This window comes from Pseudomonas sp. NPDC089530 (genome assembly GCF_050280705.1).
GTDB lineage: Bacteria > Pseudomonadota > Gammaproteobacteria > Pseudomonadales > Pseudomonadaceae > Aquipseudomonas.
Genome location: NZ_JBNNVU010000008.1, coordinates 1 through 16,677 on the forward strand (window position 1 = coordinate 1; position 16,677 = coordinate 16,677).

The following is a 16,677-nucleotide window of genomic DNA, read 5'->3' on the forward strand; positions in this document are numbered from 1 at the left end:
GCGGCCAAGGCCCGGCCCGTGCAGGATGTCGCTGCCCTCAAGCAGCGCTACGCCGGCCGCGAGTTGAGCGTGGTGGACGCGACGAAGCCGGCCAGGCCGACACCGAGGCGCGCAAGAAGGAAATCTGCAAGCGCTCCTACGACATCCTGGTCAACGAAGTCGGCTTCCCGCCGGAAGACATCATCTTCGACCCGAACATCTTCGCCGTGGCCACCGGCATCGAGGAACACAACAACTACGCGGTGGACTTCATCAACGCCTGCGCCTACATCCGCGACGAGCTGCCCTACGCCCTGAGTTCCGGCGGCGTGTCCAACGTGTCGTTCTCCTTCCGCGGCAACAACCCGGTGCGCGAGGCGATCCACTCGGTGTTCCTGCTGCATGCGATCCGCAACGGCCTGACCATGGGCATCGTCAACGCCGGCCAGCTGGAGATCTACGACCAGATCCCGGTGGAACTGCGCGACGCCGTGGAGGACGTGGTCCTCAACCGTACCCCGGAAGGCACCGAAGCCCTGCTCGCCATCGCCGACCACTACAAGGGCGACGGCAGCGTCAAGGAAGCCGAGACCGAAGAATGGCGCAGCTGGGACGTCAACAAGCGCCTGGAGCACGCCCTGGTCAAAGGCATCACTACGCACATTGTCGAAGACACCGAAGAGTCGCGGCTGTCCTTCGCCCGCCCGATCGAAGTGATCGAAGGCCCGCTGATGGCCGGCATGAACATCGTCGGCGACCTGTTCGGCGCCGGCAAAATGTTCCTGCCCCAGGTGGTGAAATCCGCCCGGGTGATGAAGCAGGCCGTGGCCCACCTGATCCCGTTCATCGAGCTGGAAAAGGGCGACAAGCCGCAAGCCAAGGGCAAGATCCTCATGGCCACGGTCAAGGGTGACGTACACGACATCGGCAAGAACATCGTCGGCGTGGTCCTGGGCTGCAACGGCTACGACATCGTCGACCTCGGGGTGATGGTGCCGGCGGAGAAGATCCTGCAGGTGGCCAGGGAACAGAAGTGCGACATCATCGGCCTGTCCGGCCTGATCACCCCGTCGCTGGACGAGATGGTCCACGTCGCCCGGGAAATGCAGCGCCAGGACTTCCACCTGCCGCTGATGATTGGTGGCGCCACCACCTCCAAGGCGCACACGGCGGTGAAGATCGAGCCCAAGTACAGCAACGACGCGGTGGTCTACGTCACCGACGCCTCCCGCGCCGTGGGCGTGGCCACCCAGCTGCTGTCCGAGGAGCTCAAGGCCGGCTTCGTCGAGAAGACCCGCGAGGAATACATCGAAGTCCGCGAGCGCACCGCCAACCGCAGCGCCCGCACCGAGCGCCTGAGCTACGCCGCGGCCATCGCCAAGAAGCCGCAGTTCGACTGGGCCGACTACCAGCCGGTCAAGCCGACCTTCACCGGCGCCCGAGTGCTGGACAATATCGACCTCAAGGTCCTGGCCGAATACATCGACTGGACGCCGTTCTTCATCTCCTGGGACCTGGCCGGCAAGTTTCCGCGCATCCTCGAAGACGAGGTGGTGGGCGAAGCCGCCACCGCGCTGTACAAGGACGCCCGGGAAATGCTCGACAAGCTGATCGACGAGCAGCTGATCAGCGCCCGCGCGGTGTTCGGCTTCTGGCCGGCCAGCCAGGTGCAGGACGACGACCTGGAAGTCTATGGCGACGATGGCCAGCCCCTGGCCCGCCTGCATCACCTGCGCCAGCAGACCATCAAGACCGACGGCAAGCCGAACTTCTCCCTGGCCGACTTCGTCGCACCCAAGGACAGCGGCGTGACCGACTACGTGGGCGGCTTCATCACCACCGCCGGCATCGGCGCCGAAGAAGTGGCCAAGGCCTATCAGGACAAGGGCGACGATTACAACTCGATCATGGTCAAGGCCCTGGCCGACCGCCTGGCCGAGGCCTGCGCCGAGTGGTTGCACCAGCAGGTGCGCAAGGAGTACTGGGGCTACGCCAAGGACGAGGCGCTGGACAACGAGGCGCTGATCAAGGAGCAGTACAGCGGCATCCGCCCTGCCCCGGGTTACCCGGCCTGCCCGGACCACACCGAGAAGAGCACCCTGTTCGCCCTGCTCGACCCCGAGGCCAGCGAAGGCAAGGCCGGGCGCAGCGGCGTGTTCCTCACCGAACACTTCGCGATGTTCCCGGCAGCGGCGGTCAGCGGCTGGTACTTCGCCCATCCGCAGGCGCAGTACTTCGCCGTGGGCAAGATCGACAAGGACCAGGTCGACAGCTACACCGCGCGCAAAGGCCAGGACCTGGCCGTGACCGAACGCTGGCTGGCACCGAACCTGGGCTACGACAGCTAAGCCAGCGGCCTTTCCTGCAGGCGCGAAGCGTGCTCGCGATGGACGTCAACGATAACGCGGTAAATCTGTAGAACCGCATCGTTTTGACGTTCTGATCGCGAGCACGCTTCGCTCCTGCAGGATGCCTGGTTGTCTATGCTTTCCTCACACCCACCTGTGTCGAGGGATTTATGGACGACCCCATCAACGACAAGCCACCCACCTTCTGGCAGATGCTGCAGAGCGTTGCCGCCGCTGCGTTCGGCGTGCAGAGCGGCAAGAATCGCAAGCGCGACTTCACCCATGGCAAACCCAGCCACTTCGTGATCCTGGGCATTCTGTTCACGACCGTGTTCGCCTTGACCCTGTTCGGCATCGTCAAGCTGGTGCTGCATCTGGCCGGGATCTGAACCGCGCTTTCAGTGCAGCAACAGGTCCAGCGAGAAGGGGTAACGGTAGCCGGCCGGCTTGCCCTCGGCCGACAGCGCGCGGAAATCCACGCCGTAGTGCTGCGTGTCCTGCAGTTCCAGCAGGCGCTGCGCCTGCGCCTTGTCCAGGACCTGGAACACGTCCAACTGCCAGTCCGGGCCGCCCAGGGCTGTGGGGGTCAGTCCCCGGGCGTCATCGTTGAGTACCACCATCGCCCAGCCACCGAGGGTGAAATGCCCGGCGATCAGCGTCGTCAGGCGCCCGTCGATCAGAGCCTTCAGGGCTTGTGATGAGCTGTTCAGGGCGCTGAACAGCACATCCTTGCCTGGCTGCCGTCCGCGTTGCTCCACCGCCGCCATCGCCCCCAGGGCCATCTCGTCGTTCGCCGACCAGATCAGTTGCGTCTGCGGATAACGCTTGAGCAGTTGCTGAGCCTGCTCGAAGGCGCGCTGGCGGCTCCATTCGCCGTACACCATCTGCCGTAGCCGCACTTGCGGGTGCTCGGCCAGCGCCCGCTGCAGGCCTTGCTCGCGCAGTTGCGCCACCGGAGTGTTCTTCACCCCCGAGAACGCCAGCAGGTCGATGAACTGCCCTTCGGCCAGCGGGCCGCGTTGACGGATCAGCTCCTTGAGCATCCGGTAGCCGGCTTCTTCGTCGTTGGCCACCATACTGCCGATCCAGTCGGGATAACGGCTCTGGCGCTCGCCCAGCAGGCGCTGCTGATCGGCGGTCAGCGCATTGTTGACAATGAACAGCTTCACCCCGCTGCCCCGGGACAGGCGCAGGATCTCGGGCGCGACATATTGTTCGTTGGCCACCACCAGGTAATCCGGCCGGTGCGGGCCCTGGAGGGCTTCCCGGGCCTGGCGGATGGTGGTTTGCGAGTCACGCTGGGAATAGCGCACCCGCAGATCCAGGCCAAGGTCGCTGGCCGCGGTCTGCATGAATTGCGAATAACCGATCCAGAAGGCTTCGGTCGACTTGCCCGGGTTCAGGAACACCACCGAGGTGGCATGGGCAGCGGCCCAGAAGGGTGCACTCAGTACCAGCAGCAGTACCAGCAGACACCTATTTAACGCCTTCGACATTGCGACCAGAGTCCCGGAATTTTGCCCAGCAGTATAACTGGCAAAATACTGGCCAACGTCGGCAAATCGTCACTTCCCGCAGACAATTCGGACTCTGTTCATCGCTTGACGACAACTACTGATGACTGACCCAGAACACCGCCGTTCCTACAACCAGAATGATCAGGAAGAGAATGGCCCAAGCATCGACACTGCTGTCACTTTTCCTTGCTTTGGTTGGATTGCCCATAGCATCGCCTCTTGTCGGTTTTATCGGAGACTGCACAAAGACACGAGCACAGTTAAGTCGAGGATTGCCCTCACCACAAATGTGGGTTTGTCGGGGTTGGATACCGTTAGTCGTTTTGGTTCTTTGCATATACTCAAACATCACTTTTGCGCATAAATGCAAACTGGTATCTTCCCTCGGCTCCGTTGGGAGTGCGCGGCCGTGCGCGCAGAATTTCTTGGGTGACATCCGCCTCTGCGTCACCTGATAAGCCTGAGAACAGGATCTATATGTACGTATACGACGAGTACGATCAGCGGATCATCGAGGACCGCGTCAAGCAGTTCCGTGATCAGACCCGACGCTATCTGGCAGGCGAGCTGAGCGAAGAAGAATTCCGCCCTCTGCGTCTGCAGAATGGCCTCTATATCCAACGTTTTGCCCCGATGCTGCGGGTAGCGGTGCCTTATGGCCAACTGACTTCGCGTCAGGTACGGATGCTGGCCAAGATCGCTCGCGACTACGACAAGGGCTACGCCCACATCAGCACCCGGCAGAACGTCCAGTTCAACTGGCCGGCGCTGGAAGACGTCCCGGACATCCTGGCGGAACTGGCGACCGTGCAGATGCACGCCATCCAGACCAGCGGCAACTGCCTGCGCAACGTCACCACCGACCAGTTCGCCGGTGTCGCCGCCGATGAACTGATCGACCCGCGCCCCTGGTGCGAGATCGTTCGCCAGTGGACCACCTTCCACCCTGAATTCGCCTACCTGCCGCGCAAGTTCAAGATCGCCATCAACGGCTCGACCTCGGACCGCGCGGCCATCGAAGTCCATGACATTGGCCTTGAGCCGGTGCACAACGCTGCCGGCGAGCTGGGCTTCCGGGTCCTGGTCGGTGGCGGCCTGGGCCGGACCCCGGTGGTCGGCGCCTTCATCAACGAGTTCCTGCCGTGGCAGGACCTGTTGAGCTACCTCGACGCCATCCTGCGGGTCTACAACCGCTACGGCCGGCGCGACAACAAGTACAAGGCGCGGATCAAGATCCTGGTCAAGGCCCTCACCCCCGAGGTGTTCGCCGAGAAGGTCGAGGCGGAGATGACCCACCTGCGCGGCGGCCAGACCACCCTGACCGAAGCCGAAGTGCATCGCGTGGCCAAGCATTTCGTCGATCCGGACTACAAGGCCCTGGGCAACCAGGACGCCGAGCTGGCCGAACTCGACCAGCAGCACCCAGGCTTCTCCCGCTGGCGCGCGCGCAACACCCTGGCCCACAAGAAGCCGGGTTATGTCGCCGTGACCCTGTCGCTCAAACCCACCGGCGTAGCGCCGGGCGACGTCACCGACAAGCAGCTGGACGGCATCGCCGACCTGGCCGAGCGCTACAGCTTCGGCCAGTTGCGCACCTCCCACGAGCAGAACGTGATTCTCGCCGACGTCGAGCAGAGCCAGCTGTTCACCCTGTGGGGCGAGCTGCGCGAACAAGGTTTCGCCACGCCGAACATCGGCCTGCTGACCGACATCATCTGCTGCCCGGGCGGCGACTTCTGCTCCCTGGCCAACGCCAAGTCGATCCCGATCGCCGAATCCATCCAGCGCCGTTTCGATGACCTGGACTACCTGTTCGACATCGGCGAGCTGGACCTGAACATCTCCGGTTGCATGAATGCCTGCGGCCACCACCACGTGGGCCACATCGGCATCCTCGGCGTGGACAAGAAAGGCGAAGAGTTCTATCAGGTTTCCCTGGGGGGCAGCGCCAGCCGCGACGCCAGCCTGGGCAAGATCCTCGGCCCGTCGTTCGCCCAGGACGACATGCCCGACGTGATCTCGAAGCTGATCGACGTGTACGTGGAGCAACGTACCGAAGACGAGCGCTTCATCGACACCTACCAACGTATTGGCATCGACCTCTTCAAGGAGCGCGTCTATGCAGCGAATCATTAAGAACAACGAGGTCATCGACGAAACCTGGCACCTGCTGCCCAAGGACGCGACCCTCGACGGCATCTCCAACTGCGACGACCTGATCGTGCCGCTGACCCTGTGGCGCGACCACGGTCACGCGCTCAAGGCCCGCGACGGCGGCCTGGGCGTGTGGCTGGACAGCGATGAAGAAGCCGAAGAGATCGGCGATGACGTGCAGCACTTCCAGGTCATCGCCCTGAACTTCCCGGCCTTCACCGACGGCCGCAACTACTCCAATGCCCGCCTGCTGCGCGACCGCTACGGTTTCAAAGGCGAACTGCGGGCCATCGGCGATGTGTTGCGCGACCAGCTGTACTACCTGCACCGCTGCGGTTTCGACGCCTACGCCCTGCGCGCCGACAAGGACCCGTACGAAGCCCTGGAAAGCCTCAAGGACTTCTCCGTGAGCTATCAGGCCGCTACCGACGAACCGCTGCCGTTGTTCCGTCGCCGCTAAGCGCCGCGCCAACAAAAAGCCCTGGACCGGTTTCCCGGTCCAGGGCTTTTTTGTATCTGTCGTCTTCTAGACCGTCATCGCGCGCGGCCTTACCAGAAACGCTGCTGGGTCAAACGGCTCCACCAGGTCAGCAGCACACGGTCGATGGAACCGCTGGCCGCCAGCCCGACCCGCTCCTGCAGGCTTTTGCGCTCGGCATAGTGCAGATGGAACAGCTCGGCGCCCTTGGCGCGCTCGGCCAGGTATTCGTCGCTGGTCTTGAGCTCGTCGACCAGCTGTTTTTCCTGGGCCGCGACACCCAGCCAGACTTCGCCGGTGGCCACTTCGTCGATGACCAGCTGCGGCCGGTAGCGGGACACGAAGTTCTTGAACAGTTGATGGGTGATGTCCAGGTCTTCCTGGAACTTCTCCCGGCCCTTCTCGGTGTTTTCGCCGAACACGGTCAAGGTGCGCTTGTATTCGCCGGCGGTCAGCACTTCAAAGTCGATGTCGTGCTTCTTCAGCAGGCGATTGACGTTGGGCAACTGCGCCACCACGCCGATCGAGCCGAGGATGGCGAACGGCGCGCTGATGATCCTGTCGCCGAGGCACGCCATCATGTAGCCGCCGCTGGCCGCGACCTTGTCGATGCACACCGTCAGCGGCACCCCCGCCTGGCGGATCCGCGCCAGTTGCGACGCCGCCAGCCCGTAGCTGTGGACCATGCCGCCGGCGCTTTCCAGGCGCAGCACCACTTCGTCCTTCGGCGTGGCCAGGCTCAGCAGCGCGGTGATTTCGTTACGCAGCCCCTCGGTGGCCGACGCCTTGATGTCGCCGCTGAAATCCAGCACGAACACCCGGGACTTGTCCTCGGCCTGCTTCTTGTGTTTTTTCTCGGCCTTGGCCTGGGACTTGCGCAACGCCTTGAGCTGGTCCTTGTCGAGCAGGCTCTGTTCCAGGCGCTCGCGCAGGTCCTTGTAGAAATCGTTGAGCTTGCTCACATGCAACTGCCCGGCACCCTTGCGCCGGCCTTTGCTGCGCAGCGAAGCCGCGGTGACCAGCACCACCAGGATGGCGATGACCAGGGTGACGGTTTTGGCCAGGAAACTGGCGTACTCGGAGAGAAACTCCATAAGGCATCCAATAAGGCTTGAAAGGCCCATTCTATGGGCATCTCGCAGAGCATGTCTAACACTGTTCCAACAGAGTTCCAACACTTTGTGACAGCGCGAAGACCAGTTTCCAGAGGCCTGCGCGGACGCGATAAAGCCCCCATGCGGGCACGCGCCAACACTCGGGGACGAGGTCCTATGGAGGAACCCGCTGGCACCTGCGAATCGAGACAGTCATTCAAACTTCTCTACCTGAGCCTCAAAAGGCGACTCCCCCTTCCGAAAGTTCAGACTCTTCCTAAAGCCCTCGCCCATCGATGCTTGCTAGCTTCGCAAGGCTCCATAAGGACCCTATACGCAAGGATGATGTTCGATGCTTTCTTCTGCTCGCCTGGGCGACAAACATGTCTGCCCTCTTCCCGGTCATGGCACCACCCCGATTGCTTCCGCCTCTGGTGACATCAACATCAACTCCATGGGCGCGGCCCGAGTCGGAGACACTTGCAGCTGCGGCGCGGTCATCACCACGGGGTTTCCTTCCATTCTCCTGAACGGTCGCCCGATGGCTCACCTGGGCAGCCCCACCAGCCACGGCGGGATCATCATCAGCGGCTCAAGCGATACCTTCGGCGGGTTCGTAGTGGGACCTGCTCCGGGTGCAGCGATTATCAACTTCGCAATGCTTGGGGCGTTTCGGCCTGATGGTTCTGTCGATGATGAAAAGATGGCGACCTTGCTGGCTGATCCAAAGCTGACCGAGAAGGCCAGCGCTGCAAATGCTCTGGTCGATCCCAATGGGGACTCCAAGGCGCCTGAAGAGAAGCCTGAGGAAAGGGTCTGTAATGACCCTGACCAGATGGAAGAACTGGCGGCCTATATTGCGGGTGAGATGAATACCAACATCAACAGCCCGTCCGTGCGACAGATGAAGGATTTGAATAGTTTTAGTCCTTCTGCGGAAACAAGGAAATACGCTGAGCTTCCGTTCTACATGCGGCTCGGTCCCGGTCCAGACTTCTACAGCTTGGCGCTGGGGAAGAAGGCTGAGCGCGTGGCTCAGGACCGCCCATGGGACCACAAGCCCATAATTCGCAGGACCATCGGGGAATTTGGCACAAACAAGGCAAATATGATTACTTCTACGACATCTGGTCGAACGTCCACTATGGCTATGTAGGAATGGCTGGGGGCCTTTCTGAAAGCGTCCTCTTGGATGGTGCAGGTATAGAACAAATAGGGTCCGATGCTTATCGGAAGACTGAAGAGATGTACAACAAGCCTAAAGAAGAATGGGAACTTCCCGGCCCACATCGTTCAGCAGATATCGAGGGTATGCGGGCATGGGATGATGCACCTGACCGAATATCCATTAGTATTGGCGTGAAGCTCTATCGACAACAGCCCAACGGAGGCATCACGGCCAAGATGATCATGGGCGAAGTTCTTGCAGTCACACCGGAAGAATGGAGAAAGGGAGTCAGGGTACATGTCTGCAAAGAGACATAAGGTCCGATATGGTCGCTGGCTATTTCTGATTCTCATCATTCTCCCTATAGCACTTTGGCATTTTGCCTCCCCGGTTGTATCGGTAGACTTTTCCTCAGATAGCAAGGAAGAGTTCCGATATGTTTGGAACACTCAGGACAGAATCCATAGAGGTGACATTAAGCATGGGGGCTCTGCCATTGAGTCCGGCTACATATTCCCTGGCGAGAACTTCTTCATGATGTTCTTTTGGTGGACGGACAGAGGCTTTCAACAGTGTATCGACATCACACCTAAGCGCTGGGCAGCGATAGACATCTACCTTGATGCAACAGGTAGAGTCGACACCGCTAAAACGCCCCCTGACGTTATTGCTCGTTTGAAGAGATGCCCGGGCGAGTCTGACCCTTTCCAGTCCTAAAGTTCTCTACCGGTGCCACAATAAGGTCACTCAGCACAGCCACCAAGTAGAACTCATACAACATCCCCCCAAAGCCTTCGCCCCAAAAACGCCAAGACTGACAAGGAGTAGACCAAGAAATCACTGCCGACACATGGCAGAACGAGCTCCCGCATCCCGGTACAGCCAAGCGTCGGCCAGTCGCGAAACCTCCTGCTACCCAGCTCTAACGGGCATTTCAAACAAGCGTATGTTTTTTCATTGACAGCTCACCGGCATCCTCATAACCTCGCAAAACTTTCAACGTGCCGGGATGACGCGGACGTGGGCAGCATCTATCTGATTCGACATGGCCAGGCCTCCTTCGGTGCGGACGACTACGATGTCCTGTCGACCACCGGTATTCGCCAGGCCGAAGTGCTCGGTCGACACCTGGTCGAACTGGGGGTGAACTTCGACCGCTGCCTCGCCGGTGACCTGCGTCGCCAGCAACACACCGCCAACGCCGCCCTGGCACAGTTCAGCGCCGCGGGCCTGCCCACGCCGATCCTGGAAACCGATTCGGCGTTCAACGAATTCGATGCCGACGCGGTGATCCGCGCCCTGCTGCCCGACCTGCTACCCCAGGAACCCGAAGCCCTGGACATCCTGCGCAACGCTGCGCAAAAACGCGCCGAGTTCCAGCGCATCTTCGCCCTGATCATCGAGCGCTGGCTGGCCGGCACCTACGATCCACCGGGCCTGGAAAGCTGGCTGGGGTTCGTCGAGCGTGTGCAGGCCGGCCTGCAACGCATCCTGGAGCTGGCCGACAACACCCAGAAAATCGCCGTGTTCACCTCCGGCGGCACCATCACCGCCCTGCTCCACCTGATTACCCGGATGCCTGCCGCCCAGGCCTTCGAACTGAATTGGCAAATCGTCAATACCTCGCTCAACCTGCTGAAGTTCCGCGGTCGCGAGGTCGCTCTGGCGTCCTTCAACAGCCATGCCCACCTGCAGCTGCTGAAGGCCCCCGAACTCATCACTTTGCGCTGAGTCCGGATCACTGTGACCCTTGCTGTAAACCACTGACAAAAGGATCGAACCATGACCTCCGTAGCCGATGCCGTACAAGCCATGAAAGCCAAGTTCAACCCAGCTGCCGCTGCTGGCCTGGACCTGGTTTTCGGTTTCCGTATCGATGACACCAAGAACTTCTCGCTGATCGTCAAAGACAGCACCTGCGAGCTCAAGGAAGGCGAGAACCCGGACGCCCAGGTCACTCTGGTAATGGACGGCGAAACCCTGCAAGGCATCGTCAGCGGCGAAACCGACGGCATGCAGGCCTTCATGGGCGGCAAGCTGCGCGCCGAAGGCGACATGATGCTGGCGATGAAGCTGAGCGAACTGTTCCCGGCCTAAGATCGGCGCTTCCCCAGGGAAGCCCCTTCGCTGCCCCACGAATCCCGCCCTCTGGCGGGATTCGTCGTTTCAGGCCACTGCGTTCAGCCAGCCTCCAGCGGCTCGATGCTGGCCGGCGCCCCCAGACCCCGGGACGCCTCCAGCAACTCCCGGGTATAGGGATGCCGCGCCGCGGCGAACAGCTGCTCGGTCTCGCCGCGTTCTACCACGACGCCGTCCTTCATCACGATCAGGTCGTGGGCCAGGGCGCGGACCACCGCCAGGTCATGGCTGATGAACAGGTAGGTCAGGCCATGTTCCTGCTGCAGCCGGCGCAGCAGCGCCACCACTTGTTTCTGCACCGTGCGGTCCAGGGCCGAAGTCGGCTCGTCGAGCAGGATCAGTTCCGGCTTGACCACCAGGGCGCGGGCAATGGCGATGCGCTGGCGCTGGCCGCCGGAGAACTCGTGGGGATAACGATGGCGGCTGGCCGGATCCAGGCCCACCTCCTGCAAGGCTTCGATCACCGCCTGCTCCCGTTGCCGCGCATCCAGGTCGCTGTGCACCAGCAGGCCCTCGGCAATGATCTGCTGCACGCTGAGCCGTGGGCTGAGGCTGCCGAACGGGTCCTGGAACACCACCTGCAACTGCCGCCTTAAAGGCCGCAGCTGCTTGCCGTCGAGGTGTTCCAGGGCCTGGCCCTTGAAGCGGATGTGCCCTTCGGACGCGATCAACCGCAGGATCGCCTGGCCCAGGGTCGACTTGCCCGAGCCGGACTCGCCGACAATGCCCAGGGTCTTGCCCCGCTGCAGGTGCAGGTCGATGCCATCCACCGCCCGCAGGTAGCGCTTGGGCCGCAGCCAGCCACCGCCCTGGCGGAACCAGACCTTCAACCCCTCCACCGCCAGCAAGGTCTCGTCCGAGCCACGTCGCAGCGCCTGGCCGCCGGGCTCGGCATTCAGCAGCTGGACGCTGTAGGGATGCCGGGGAGCGGCGAACAGCTGCTCGCAGCCAGCCGTCTCGACGATTTCCCCGGCGCGCATCACCGCCACCCGCTGGGCGATGCTGCGCACCAGGTTGAGGTCGTGGCTGATCAGCAGCAAGGCCATGCCCAGGCGCTGTTGCAACGCCTTGAGCAACAGCAGGATCTTGCGCTGCACCGTGACATCCAGGGCCGTGGTCGGCTCGTCGGCGATCAGCAGTTCCGGCTCGCAGGCCAGGGCCATGGCGATCATCACCCGCTGCCGCTGGCCGCCGGACAGCTGATGGGGATAGGCCCGCAGGCGCTGCTCCGGCTGGGTGATGCCCACCAGGCGCAGCAGTTCGAGGATCCGCTCCCGGGCCTGGGCCCCGGCCTGGCCCTTGTGCACGCGCAGGCTTTCCCCCAGTTGCCGCTCGACGGTGTGCAGCGGGTTCAGCGAGCTCATGGGCTCCTGGAAGATCATCGCGATGCGGTTGCCCCGCAGCTCGCGCAAACGCGCGGGGCGGCTGCCCAGCAATTCTTCGCCGCGATAACGGATGCTGCCGGCGAGGCGCGTACTGCCCGGGTCGAGCAGTTGCAGGATGCTGTGGGCGGTCACCGACTTGCCCGAGCCGGATTCCCCCACCAGCGCCAGGCATTCGCCGCGGCGGATGTCCAGGTCGATGCCGTGCACCACTTCGGCGGCCTTGAACGCCACCCGCAGCTCCCGCAGTTCAAGCAGTTTTTCACTCATTTCAATGCCTCGGATCGAAGGCGTCGCGGCAGGCTTCGCCGATAAACACCAGCAGCGACAGGATCAGCGCCAGGGCAAAAAACGCCGTCAGCCCCAGCCACGGCGCCTGCAGATTGCTTTTACCCTGGCCGATCAGCTCGCCCAGGGAAGCACTGCCGGCCGGCATGCCGAAGCCGAGGAAGTCCAGGGCCGACAGGGTGGCGATGGCCCCGGTGAGGATGAACGGCAGGTAGGTCAAGGTGGCGCTCATGGCGTTGGGCAGGATGTGCCGCAGCATCACCTGGGCATCGCCGACGCCCAGGGCCCGCGCCGCCTTGACGTACTCCAGGCCGCGGCTGCGCAGGAACTCGGCGCGCACCACATCCACCAGGGCCAGCCAGGAAAACAGCGCCATGATCCCCAGCAGCCACCAGAAGTTCGGCTCGACGAACCCCGAGAGAATGATCAGCAGGTAGAGCACCGGCAGCCCCGACCAGACCTCCTGCAAGCGCTGCCCCAGCAGGTCGATCCAGCCACCGTAGTAACCCTGTAGGGCGCCGGCGGCGATGCCGATCAGGGCGCTGATAAAGGTCAGGGCCAGGGCGAACAGCAGCGACACCCGGGTGCCGAAGATCACCCGTGCCAGCACGTCCCGGGCCTGGTCGTCGGTGCCCAGCCAGTTCTGCGCCGAAGGCGGGCTGGGCGCCGGCTGCGTCAGGTCGTAGTTGACCGTATCGAAGGCAAAAGGAATGGGCGCGAACAGCAACCAGCCGCCCTGCCCTTCGATCAGCTGGCGCACCGCGGCGCTGCGGTAGTCCGGCTGGAACGGCAGCTCGCCGCCGAACGCCTGCTCGGTGTAGCGCTTGAACGCCGGGAAGTACCACTGGCCCTGGTACGACACCAGCAGCGGCTTGTCGTTGGCGATCAGCTCGCCGCCCAGGGTCAGGGCGAACAGCGCGAGGAACAGCCACAGCGACCACCAGCCGCGCCGATGGGACTTGAAACGCTGCCAGCGCCGCAAGCCGATGGGAGACAAGGTTGGCATCAGGCGCTCCTCGCACTGAAGTCGATGCGCGGATCGACCAGGGTGTAGCACAGGTCGCCCACCAGTTTTATCAGCAGCCCGCACAGGGTGAAGATGAACAGCGAACCGAACACCACCGGGTAATCCCGCGACACCGCCGCGTCGTAGCTCAGGCGCCCCAGGCCGTCGAGGGAAAAGATCACCTCGATCAGCAGCGAGCCGCCGAAGAACACGTTGACCAGGGCCTGGGGCAAGCCGGCGACCACCAGCAGCATGGCGTTGCGCAACACATGGCCGTACAGCACCTGGCGCTCGCTCAGGCCCTTGGCCCGCGCGGTGACCACATACAGGCGGGAGATCTCGTTGAGAAAACTGTTCTTGGTCAGCAGGGTCAAGGTGGCGAAACCGCCGATCACCAGGGCGCTGACCGGCAGCACCAGGTGCCAGAAGTAGTCGGCGACCTTGCCCCAGGCCGAAAGCTCGGCGAAGTGTTCCGAGACCAGCCCGCGCACCGGGAACCAGTCGAGCAAGGTGCCGCCGCCGAACACCACGATCAGCAACAGGGCGAACAGAAAGCCCGGCATGGCATAGCCGACGACGATAGCCGCGCTGCTCCAGACATCGAAGGCCGAGCCGTCATGGAGGGCCTTGCGAATCCCCAGGGGGATCGACACCAGGTAGGTGATCAGGGTCGCCCACAGGCCCAGCGACAGGGTCACCGGCAGCTTCTGCGCAATCAGCTCGGTGACCGTGGCCCCGCGGAAGAAACTCTTGCCGAAGTCCAGCCGCGCGTAGCTCTTGAGCAGCAGCCACAGGCGCTCGCCGGCCGGCTTGTCGAAACCGTACTGGCGCTCGATATCGGCCAGCAGCCTGGGGTCCAGGCCACGGCTGGCGCGGGACTCGCCGCCCACCGTCTCCACATGCCCGCCGCCCACCGCCGCGACGCCACCGATGCCTTGCAGGCGGGCGATGGCCTGCTCCACCGGGCCGCCGGGCGCCGCCTGGACGATGAGGAAATTCACCAGCAGGATGCACAGCAACGTCGGCACGATCAGCAGCAGACGCCGCGCGCTATAGGCCAGCATGGCGATTCCCTCCGTGGCGTTGGCGCATCTGCACCAGAGTCAGCGCCTCGGGGCTGAGCTCCCACCAGGTGTCGAGCCCGGCGTCGTACAAGGGCGCGATGGCCGGCCGGCCGAAGCGGTTCCACCACACCGAGGAAATGCCCGGCGGGTAATAGTTGGGAATCCAGTAGTAGCCCCACTGCAGCACCCGATCCAGCGCCCGGGCATGGGCCAGCATGCTGGCGCGGCTGTCGGCCTGCACCAGGGCGGTGAGCAGCCCGTCCACCGCCGGGTCGCGCAACGCCATGTAGTTGTTCGACCCCGGATCGTCGGCCCCGGCGGAACCGAAGTAGTTGAACATCTCGCGCCCCGGCGCCTGGGACACCGGGTAGGCGGCGATGATCATGTCGTAGTCGCGCTCGCGCACGCGGTTGGTGTATTGCGCGGTGTCCACCTGGCGGATATCGAAGCCGATGCCGATCTGCGCCAGATTGCGCTTGAACGGCAGCAGCAGGCGTTCCAGGCCTTTCTGGCCGTTGAGAAAGGTGAAATGCAAAGGCTCGCCGGCGGCGTTCACCAACCGATCGCCCCGGGGCGTCCAGCCCGCCGCCTCCAGCAACTTCAGGGCCTGCAACTGCTGCGCTCGGACGATGCCGCTACCGTCGGTGCGCGGGGCCTGGAACACCTGGGTGAACACCTCCTGCGGAATCTGCCCGCGCCAGGGTTCGAGGATCCGCAGTTCCTCGGCATCCGGCAGCGCCCGGGCCGCCAGCTCGCTGTGGGAAAAGAAGCTGTGCTGGCGCAGGTACATGCCGCGCATCATCTGCCGGTTGGTCCACTCGAAGTCCCAGAGCATGGCGATCGCCTGGCGTACGCGGCGGTCCTGGAACTGCGGTTTGCGCAGGTTGAAGATAAAGCCCTGGGCGCCCAGGGCCGAACCCGGCGCCAGGTGTTCGCGCACCAGGCGCCCCTGCTCCAGGGCGGCCCCGGCATAACCAATGGTGTAGCCGGTGGCGGAGAACTCGCGGTTGTAGTCGTAGCCGCCGGCCTTGAGGATCTGCCGCGAAACATCGGTATCGGCGAAGAACTCCACCCGCAGGCGGTCGAAGTTGTAGCGCCCGCGCGCCGCCGGCAGGTCCTGCCCCCACCAGTCCTTGACCCGCTCGAACTCCACGCTGCGCCCGGCGTCCACCGCGCTCACCCGATACGGCCCACTGCCCAGCGGCGCCTCGAAGCCGCCGCCGTCGGCGAAATTGCGCCCGCGCCACCAGTGTTCGGGCAGCACCGGCAACGACGCCAGGTCCAGGGGCAAGGTACGGCTGTCGCTGTTCTTGAACACAAAACGTACCCGGGTCGGCGATTCCACCTGGACCTCGGCCACCTCGGCGAACTGCTGGCGGTACTTGAAGCTGCCCTGGGTCATCAGCAGCTCGAAGGTGTAACGCACGTCCTCGGCGGTGATCGGGCTACCGTCGTCGAAGCGCGCCCGCGGGTCGAGGTAGAAGCGCAGCCAGGAGCGGTCCGCGGCCAGCTCCATGCCCTGGGCCACCAGGCCATACACGGTGTAGGGCTCGTCCTGGGAGCGGTAGGCCAGCGGCGCATACAGCCAGCCGTCGATCTCGGCCACACCGGTGCCCTTGTCGATGTACGGAAGCAGATGATCGAACGGCCCGCTCTCCAGGGAGGAGCGGCGCAAGCTGCCGCCCTTGGGCGCGTCCGGATTGACGTAGTCGAAGTGCTGGAAGCCGGCGGGGTATTTCGGTGCCTCGCCGTAGACCGTCAGCGACGGCTGCACGGCGGCCAGTAGCGTGGGGCTCAGCAGCAGGCAGAGCCAGAACGGGAAAGTGCGTTGCAACAGCATGGAATGACGCCTCTGTGAACAGAGGCAGGAATGTGCGGTGAATGAACGGCCTTATCGCGGGCAAGCCTCGCGCCTACAAGGATCGCGCCCCATTCACCCCAGGCTCCCGCCCCTACCCTTGCCCCCGGAACACCCCGCTCTTGCCTGACATGTGCAACTGACCGGGCATTTTTATAGAGCGGGTTCTAGAACCATTGGTTACTAAAAAGCGTCCGGACCC

Annotated in this window: 13 protein-coding genes and 1 pseudogene; 8 read left to right on the forward strand and 6 right to left on the reverse strand. The window is 63.4% G+C overall.

Going from position 1 to position 16,677, the window contains the following annotated elements; translation table 11 throughout:
• On the forward strand, positions 1 to 2,327 hold a 2,327-nt coding region (locus ACQKQA_RS04910; RefSeq protein WP_427554109.1), incomplete at its 5' end, for a vitamin B12 dependent-methionine synthase activation domain-containing protein.
• Between the two features lie 170 nt (positions 2,328 to 2,497).
• A complete protein-coding gene (locus ACQKQA_RS04915; RefSeq protein WP_427554111.1) occupies positions 2,498 to 2,716 on the forward strand; it encodes a DUF2970 domain-containing protein in 219 nt (72 codons plus the stop codon).
• A 9-nt stretch (positions 2,717 to 2,725) separates the two neighbouring features.
• Here ACQKQA_RS04915 and ACQKQA_RS04920 read toward each other — a convergent pair whose 3' ends face one another.
• Entirely contained in the window at positions 2,726 to 3,823 is a 1,098-nt protein-coding gene (locus ACQKQA_RS04920) for an ABC transporter substrate-binding protein (RefSeq protein ID WP_427554113.1), read from the reverse strand.
• A 498-nt stretch (positions 3,824 to 4,321) separates the two neighbouring features.
• On the opposite strand from ACQKQA_RS04920, the gene ACQKQA_RS04925 reads away from it, so the two are divergent.
• Both ACQKQA_RS04925 and ACQKQA_RS04930 read left to right on the forward strand, forming a co-directional pair.
• Complete coding sequence (locus ACQKQA_RS04925) at positions 4,322 to 5,980, forward strand: nitrite/sulfite reductase (protein WP_427554114.1); 1,659 nt, start codon at positions 4,322 to 4,324, stop codon at positions 5,978 to 5,980.
• Positions 5,964 to 6,458 carry a DUF934 domain-containing protein gene (locus tag ACQKQA_RS04930; RefSeq protein ID WP_427554116.1) on the forward strand — a complete coding sequence of 165 codons (495 nt, stop codon included), beginning with the start codon at positions 5,964 to 5,966 and terminating at the stop codon, positions 6,456 to 6,458. The genes ACQKQA_RS04925 and ACQKQA_RS04930 overlap by 17 nt, the downstream gene beginning before the upstream one ends.
• 89 nt (positions 6,459 to 6,547) lie before the next feature.
• Here the strand turns inward: ACQKQA_RS04930 and sohB are convergent, their stop codons facing one another.
• Positions 6,548 to 7,570: a protease SohB gene (gene sohB / locus ACQKQA_RS04935; RefSeq protein WP_427554118.1), complete on the reverse strand. Its 1,023-nt coding sequence runs from the start codon at positions 7,568 to 7,570 to the stop codon at positions 6,548 to 6,550.
• Positions 7,571 to 7,922: 352 nt separating this feature from the next.
• Here sohB and ACQKQA_RS04940 point away from each other — a divergent pair.
• The 4 genes and pseudogenes from ACQKQA_RS04940 (at position 7,923) to ACQKQA_RS04955 (ending at position 10,835) form a co-directional block, all read left to right on the forward strand.
• A pseudogene (locus ACQKQA_RS04940) lies at positions 7,923 to 9,055 on the forward strand (polymorphic toxin type 44 domain-containing protein).
• Positions 9,036 to 9,455, forward strand: coding sequence for a hypothetical protein (locus tag ACQKQA_RS04945; RefSeq protein WP_427554120.1), 420 nt, complete (start codon positions 9,036 to 9,038; stop codon positions 9,453 to 9,455). Before ACQKQA_RS04940 ends, ACQKQA_RS04945 begins: the two are co-directional and overlap by 20 nt.
• A gap of 303 nt (positions 9,456 to 9,758) precedes the next feature.
• The gene (locus tag ACQKQA_RS04950) at positions 9,759 to 10,469 is read left to right on the forward strand and encodes a histidine phosphatase family protein (protein WP_427554122.1); all 711 of its coding nucleotides are present in this window, start codon (positions 9,759 to 9,761) and stop codon (positions 10,467 to 10,469) included.
• 51 nt (positions 10,470 to 10,520) lie between these two features.
• Positions 10,521 to 10,835: an SCP2 sterol-binding domain-containing protein gene (locus tag ACQKQA_RS04955; RefSeq protein ID WP_007921837.1), complete on the forward strand. Its 315-nt coding sequence runs from the start codon at positions 10,521 to 10,523 to the stop codon at positions 10,833 to 10,835.
• Between the two features lie 83 nt (positions 10,836 to 10,918).
• Here ACQKQA_RS04955 and ACQKQA_RS04960 read toward each other — a convergent pair whose 3' ends face one another.
• The 4 genes from ACQKQA_RS04960 to ACQKQA_RS04975 are packed head-to-tail and all read right to left on the reverse strand — an operon-like array spanning position 10,919 to position 16,457.
• Positions 10,919 to 12,529 carry an ABC transporter ATP-binding protein gene (locus ACQKQA_RS04960; RefSeq protein WP_427554125.1) on the reverse strand — a complete coding sequence of 537 codons (1,611 nt, stop codon included), beginning with the start codon at positions 12,527 to 12,529 and terminating at the stop codon, positions 10,919 to 10,921.
• A 1-nt stretch (position 12,530) separates the two neighbouring features.
• A complete protein-coding gene (locus ACQKQA_RS04965) occupies positions 12,531 to 13,553 on the reverse strand; it encodes an ABC transporter permease (RefSeq protein WP_427554127.1) in 1,023 nt (340 codons plus the stop codon).
• A complete protein-coding gene (locus ACQKQA_RS04970) occupies positions 13,553 to 14,617 on the reverse strand; it encodes a microcin C ABC transporter permease YejB (protein WP_427554129.1) in 1,065 nt (354 codons plus the stop codon). The genes ACQKQA_RS04965 and ACQKQA_RS04970 overlap by 1 nt, the downstream gene beginning before the upstream one ends.
• Complete coding sequence (locus ACQKQA_RS04975; protein ID WP_427554131.1) at positions 14,604 to 16,457, reverse strand: extracellular solute-binding protein; 1,854 nt, start codon at positions 16,455 to 16,457, stop codon at positions 14,604 to 14,606. Before ACQKQA_RS04975 ends, ACQKQA_RS04970 begins: the two co-directional genes overlap by 14 nt.
• Positions 16,458 to 16,677 lie beyond the last annotated feature (220 nt).